The following is a 6,026-nucleotide window of genomic DNA, read 5'->3' as shown; positions in this document are numbered from 1 at the left end:
GTGGAGGGCGTCGTCGGCTCCTCCTCGTCGGCCGCGTCCTGGGCAGCCTCCTGCGCGGCCTGGTCGGCGGCGTCCTGCGCGGCCTGCTCGGCAGCCTCCTGGGCCGCCTGCTCCGCCGCCTCCTGGGCCGCCTCCTGGGCCGCCTGCTCCGCCGCCTCCTGGGCCGCCTGCTGGGCCGCGAGCGCCGCGGCCTCCGCAGCCGCCTGCTCGAGCGCCTCCTGGCGCTCACGGGCGAGCTCGACGCTGATGTCCTCGAGCTCCGCGAGCTCGGCGATGAGGCCGTCGCGCTCGGCGGCATAGGCCTCGGTCTCGGCTGCCGCGGTCTGCGCCGCGGACTCCGCCGCGTCCCGGGCGCCCTTGGCCTCGCTCTTCGCGGCGGCTGCCTCGGCCAGAGCCTCGTCGGCGCGGACGTCGGCGGACTCGGCGAGGATCGAGGTCGCCTCGTAGGTGTCGTAGGTGTCGTCGATGGCGGCGGCCGCCTGCTCGATCAGCGTCGAGCTCTCCAGGACGTCGCTCACGCCGTCGGCGTTGGCCAGCGCGGCCAGCGGGCTCAGGCTCGGGCCGAGCTGGTAGGACGTGTTCACCGCGTCGGCATAGCCCTCGCGCTGCTCGGCGAGATCGCGGTCGGCCTCGTCGGAGGCCTGCTGGGCCGCCTGCGCGGCCTGGGCCGCCTCCTCGGCGCGGAACCGGGCGGCGTTGAAGGCCTCGGCGGCCTGGATCGCCGCGATCTCGGTCTGCTCGAGCTGGTGCTCGGCCACGGCGAGGCGGGCCCGGACCGACTCCACGGCCGAGGCCTTGCTCTGGACCGCCGCCTCGGCGGCGGCGACGTCCTGCTCGCTCGGCACCGCGCCGTCATCGGCAGCCTCGTCGGCCACGGCGGGTCCCACGAGGGCCAGGACCAGCGCCAGCGTCGACCCGACGGCGGTGCAGAGGACGGAGCCAGCGACGGTCCCGGGGGTCCGGCTGCGCACGGTCGTCTCACCTTCGGCTCGGAAACGCCCCTGGTGGCAACCAGGGGCACTCCAGGCACGCTAGTGCGCTTTCGTCACATCCGAAACACTTTTCACAAATTTTTCGCAGTGCCGCGGCGTGTCGCCTTGCGAACTACAACGTTGTAGTTCTCGAGATCCGGGGTCAGTCCCGGCTGACCGGCACCGCCGCGGTGGTCGTCGTCGGGTGCGAGGTCGTCAGCTTCCGGTCGAACTTCTGCCCGCTCGCGAGGCCGCCGACGTAGAAGCTCACCATCGCGATCACGATGCCGGCGAGGTCGTCGGCGACGTAGTGCCAGCCGAAGTAGAGGGTCGCGACCACGGTGAGTCCGAAGTTGACCCACACGACCCACTTCGCGATCTTGGAGCGGATCGTGTACTGCACCATCAGGGCGAGCAGCAGGGTGATGGCGGTGTGCAGGCTGGCGAACCCGGCGACGGACTGCACCTGGCCCTCGAGCCCTTCGAGCCGGACCCCCTGACGGGCGTTCACGAGCGACTCCATCAGCTCCGAGGTCGGCGTGCGGGCCAGGTCGTTGTAGAGATACACGTACTCGAGGCCGGGCCCCAGGGTCGGCAACATGTAGTAGGAGCCTGTGCCGAGACTCCACGCCAGGCACTGCGAGGTCACGAACCAGTAGCCGAACGACAGGTTGCGTGACCACACCAGCCAGGCGGTCACGCCCAGCGGGACCATGGGGAGGAACGCCAGGTAGATGTAGGACAGCACGTGCGCGGTGACGTCGGTGCCGAGCACGGTCTGCATCACGGTCGCAGGCTCGTGGCCGAAGAACAGCGCCCGGTCGATCAGGTGGAGCTCGCGGTCGTACATCGTCTCGTTGATGAACGGAAGGAACGACTTCAGGTTCCGGTAGCTCACGTAGACGATGTAGAAGCAGATGATGCCGAGCGCGACGAGGGTGAACCGCTCCCGGTTCCAGTGCGTTCGCCACCGCTCCCGGACGATGCCGGGCATCGCCCTGGGGTTGAGGCGGGAGTACCAGAGCGTCCGCGGCAGCATGTCCAGCAGCAGCGCGCCCAGCAGGAGCAGCGGCAGCCGGATGTACGACGGCCCGAGGAAGCTGCCCTCCGGGTCGGCCAGCCGCTTGTCGAGGATCGACGCCGACAGCACGGCGAGACCGCCCATGACCAGCGCCGTGCCGACCATCAGGGCATAGGCGCGGCGGTACACCCGGAGGAGTCTATGGACCCGCCGCAGGGACGTCGCCCCGGATAGCCGCAGTCCGGGTGTGATCCACGGCAAGCCGGACCGCGTCGCCCGGCCCCGGGTGCCGGTCGAGCGGGGCCACGGCGTCGAGCGCGCCGATCCCGTCGACGTCGACGACGAGCCGCACCTGCTCCGGGGTGACCCGCGCGGACACGACCCGGCCCGTCAGGCCACCGGTCTCGTCCAACCGCAGCGCCGAGCGCCGGATGGCGACTGCGGTCGCCCCGGGCACCACCCGGGCGGCAGCCTCCCCGTCCAGGACCCGGGCGTAGCCCAGGAAGAGCGCGGTCTCGGCGTCGACGGGCGCTCGCCAGACCTCGCCGATGTCGCCCTGCTGCACGATCCGGCCCGCGCGCATCACCGCGATCCGGTCCGCGACCGCGAACGCCTCCTCGTGGTCGTGGGTGACCAGCAGGGCCGTGGTGCCCGCGGCCCGCAGGATCGCGTGCAGGTCGCCGGCCAGCCGGGCCCGGAGCCCGGTGTCCAGGGCGGACAGCGGCTCGTCCAGCAGCAGCAGGCGCGGGTCGACCGCCAGCGACCGGGCCAGGGCGACCCGCTGCCGCTCGCCGCCGGACAGGGTGGCGGGCAGCCGGTCGCCGTACCCGTCCAGCCCGACCAGCGCCAGCAGCTCGTCGACCCGGCGGTCTACGTCCTGGCGACCCGGCCCGTGGCGGCGGATGCGCAGCGGGTAGCCGACGTTGCGGGCGACGGTCAGGTGGCCGAAGAGCTGGCCGTCCTGGAACATCAGCGCGAACCCGCGCTTGTGGGTCGGTACGCCGGCGAGGTCACGACCGTCCCAGGCGATCGACCCGGCGGTGGCCGGCTCGAGGCCGGCGACCGCGCGCAGCAGGGTCGACTTGCCGCAGCCGGATGGCCCGAGCACCGCGAGCACGGACCCGTCCGGCACGTCGACGGTCGCGTCCACGACGGCCGGGACGCCGTCGTACTCCACCGTGAGGTGCCGGACCTCGAGCCCCATCAGAACGCCCCCACCGACGGCACCCGCAGGCGCTCCACCGCGAGCATCACCAGCGCCGTGGTCGCCGCGAGCAGCACCGAGGCCGCGAGCGCCATGCCGAAGTTCTCGGCACCGGGACGTCCGATGAGCTGGAAGATCACCACGGGCAGGGTCGGGTGCTCGTCGCGGGCCAGGAACGCGGTCGCGCCGAACTCGCCGAGCGAGACGGCGAATGCGAAGCCCGCGGCAGCGAGCAGGGGCCTCCACACGACCGGGAGGTCGACGGTCGCCAGCACCCGCAGTGGCCCGGCACCCAGCGAGGCAGCGGCCTGGCGCTGGCGGTCGTCGACCGAGGCCAGCACCGGCGCGAGGGTGCGCACCACCAGCGGAAGCGCGACCAGGGCCTGCGCGACCGGGACCAGCAGAGGGGAGTCCCGCAGGGCCAGCGGCGGCTCGTCGAGCGTGATGAGGAACCCGAAGCCCAGCGTCACCGCGGACACCCCCAGCGGCAGCATGAAGAACCCGTCCAGCGCGCCGCGCACCCGGCGTTCGGTCGACGACCGCGAGCGCCGGGTCACGATCACCGCGACCAGCCCGCCGAGCAGGAGCGCCATCCACGTCGCGTCGACGGCGGTCCGCAGCGAGGTGACCAGGGCGTCGGTCACCGGCACCAGCAGCGCCGTGCCGGACTCGGCGTCGGACAGGCCGCGGTAGTTGGCCAGGCCCCAGGAGTCGCCGACCCGGAGGCTGCCGACGACCAGCGACGCGATCGGCGCCGCCACCAGCAGCAGCAGCCCGGCGGTCGCGGCGAGCTGCGGCACGTCCTCGCGGCGGGGGCGGCGCGGCCGGGCGACCTGGCGGGACACCCCGGGGTCGGCGGTCGCGCGGAGCCGGGCGGCGAGCGCGAGCAGCACGGTCACCGCGACGAGCTGCACGACCGAGAGCGCGGCCGCGGCCTGGAGGTCGAGCTGCTGGGTGGTCAGTCGGTAGATCTCGGTCTCGACCGAGGAGTAGCGCAGCCCGCCGAGCGTGAGCACGATGCCGAACGACGTCGCGCAGAACAGGAACACCACGCTCGACGCCGAGACCAGCGCGGGCCCCAGTGCCGGCAGCGTTACCGTGCGGAACACCTGTCGCGGGGATGCCCCGAGGACCGCTGCGGCCTCGGCGGGCCGGACGTCGAGGGACTCCCAGCTCGCCCCGACCGCCCGGATCACGACGGCGACGTTGAAGAAGGCGAGCCCGGCGACGATGGCCACCGGCGACCCGTCGAGCCCGAGGAAGCCGAGCGGACCCGCCTCGCCGAGCAGCTGCCGGAACGCGACCCCGACCACCACGGTCGGCAGCACGAACGGCACCAGCAGGGCGGCCCGGATCAGCCCGCGTCCCCGGAAGCGAAGCCGGTGCAGGGCGTACGCCGCGGGCAGTCCCAGTGCGACCGACGCCACCGTGGCCAGTCCGGCCGACCAGATGGTGAACCAGACGACCCGACGCGTGCGCGGCCGGGTCAGCACGTCGAGGACCGCGCCCGGGTCGAACCGGCCGTCGGGCCAGAGCCCCTGCGCCAGCATCCCGCTGACCGGCAGCACGAAGAAGACACCCAGCACCAGGACCGGCCCGAGGGCCAGCCCGGCGAGGACCAGGAGCCTGCGCGTCATGGTGTCGTCATCGGGTCATCGCGAGATGAGGTCGCTCCACTCGGTCAGCCATGCGTCCCGGTTGGCTGCGACCTCCGCCGGGTCGACGGTGTAGGGCTCCTCGGGCTGCACGGCGAACTCCGCCCACTCCGCCGGGAGTGGCGCGGCGGGGTCGACCGGGAACACGTACATCGCCTCCGGGAGCGCGGCCTGGAAATCCGGGCCCACCAGGAAGTCGACCAGCGCCTCAGCACCCTCGGGGTTGTCGGCGCCGGCCAGCACCCCGGCGTACTCCACCTGCCGGAAGCAGGTCTCGAGGAGCGCGCTCGTGGTGGTGCCGCCCTCGCCGTCCACGGTGAATGCCGGCGAGGAGTCGTAGGACAGCACGATCGGCCGGTCACCTCCGCCGCCGCCCTGGGTGAAGTCGACCTGGTAGGCGTCGGTCCAGCCCTCGGTGAGCTTGGCGCCGTTGTCGAGCAGGCGAGTCCAGTAGTCCGGCCAGTCGTCGCCGTACTCGGCGATCGTGGCCAGCAGGAACGCCAGGCCGGGCGAGCTGGTGGTCGCACCGGGGGTGACGAACAGGTCCTCGTACGCCGGCTTCGTCAGGTCCTCGAGGGTGGCGGGCGGCTCCACACCCTTGTCGGCGAACCAGGTGTCGTCCACGTTGACGCAGACGTTGCCCGTGTCGACCGGCGTGAGCATCCCGGCGTCGTCGCCCTCGAGCGCGAAGGCCTCGGCGCCGTCCGGCAGTGCTGCGTCGTGCGCCGCCAGCACGCCCTCGTCGATGGCGCGGCTGCCGAAGGTGTTGTCGATCCCGAAGACCGCATCGCCGGTCGGGTTGTCCTTGGTGAGCACCAGCTTGTTGGTGAGCGCGCCGGCGTCCCCGGACGCCTTGAGCTCGAGGTCGAACCCCGACTCGTCCTCGAACTGCGCGACGAGCTCGTCGCTCATCACGAACGACTCGTGGGTGACCAGCACGACCTCGGACGGGGCCGACCCACCGGTGTCCGAGGCCTCCGGCTCGTCGTCACCGCCGACGAGCGAGCAGGAGGTGAGGGCCAGGCTGAGCAGGGCTGGCAGGACGAGAACGCGTCGCATCGGGGTGACTCCCTATCGCCGGTGCTAACCGGATCAGGTTCGGAGGGTCTGCGGCTTCTCCGCACTCTCAGCGCCATCGCCTCACGGCCCGGGCGCTCCCCTGTCTTGTGCCGGAA

The 6,026-nt window shown here is 72.8% G+C and carries 5 protein-coding genes and 1 riboswitch; all 5 genes read right to left on the bottom strand.

Features of this window, described 5'->3' with window-relative positions; all coding sequences use genetic code 11:
* The coding region (locus JHD21_RS06320) for a hypothetical protein (protein ID WP_292672542.1) at nucleotides 1–971 on the bottom strand (971 nt) is incomplete at its 3' end.
* Nucleotides 972–1,134: 163 nt separating this feature from the next.
* Nucleotides 1,135–2,181 carry a phosphatase PAP2 family protein gene (locus JHD21_RS06315; protein ID WP_292672541.1) on the bottom strand — a complete coding sequence of 349 codons (1,047 nt, stop codon included), beginning with the start codon at nucleotides 2,179–2,181 and terminating at the stop codon, nucleotides 1,135–1,137.
* Between the two features lie 10 nt (nucleotides 2,182–2,191).
* Nucleotides 2,192–3,196 carry an ABC transporter ATP-binding protein gene (locus JHD21_RS06310; protein WP_292672539.1) on the bottom strand — a complete coding sequence of 335 codons (1,005 nt, stop codon included), beginning with the start codon at nucleotides 3,194–3,196 and terminating at the stop codon, nucleotides 2,192–2,194.
* Entirely contained in the window at nucleotides 3,196–4,833 is a 1,638-nt protein-coding gene (locus JHD21_RS06305) for an iron ABC transporter permease (protein ID WP_292672538.1), read from the bottom strand. The genes JHD21_RS06310 and JHD21_RS06305 overlap by 1 nt, the downstream gene beginning before the upstream one ends.
* A 15-nt stretch (nucleotides 4,834–4,848) precedes the next feature.
* Nucleotides 4,849–5,910 (bottom strand): thiamine ABC transporter substrate-binding protein, encoded by a 1,062-nt coding sequence (locus tag JHD21_RS06300; RefSeq protein ID WP_292672536.1) that lies wholly within the window; start codon nucleotides 5,908–5,910, stop codon nucleotides 4,849–4,851.
* Nucleotides 5,903–6,022, bottom strand: a riboswitch (TPP riboswitch). It overlaps the preceding gene by 8 nt.
* Nucleotides 6,023–6,026 lie beyond the last annotated feature (4 nt).

The organism is Nocardioides sp. (assembly GCF_016462705.1).
Lineage (GTDB): Bacteria > Actinomycetota > Actinomycetes > Propionibacteriales > Nocardioidaceae > Nocardioides.
Note: the sequence above shows the minus strand (reverse complement) of the source record. Positions and strands in the feature narration are given on the sequence as shown.

Coding starts and splice junctions, on each gene's coding strand:
- JHD21_RS06300 (WP_292672536.1), bottom strand. CDS start 5,910: ATGCGACGCGTTCTCGTCCTGCCAGCCCTGCTCAGCCTGGCCCTCACC.
- JHD21_RS06310 (WP_292672539.1), bottom strand. CDS start 3,196: ATGGGGCTCGAGGTCCGGCACCTCACGGTGGAGTACGACGGCGTCCCG.
- JHD21_RS06305 (WP_292672538.1), bottom strand. CDS start 4,833: ATGACGCGCAGGCTCCTGGTCCTCGCCGGGCTGGCCCTCGGGCCGGTC.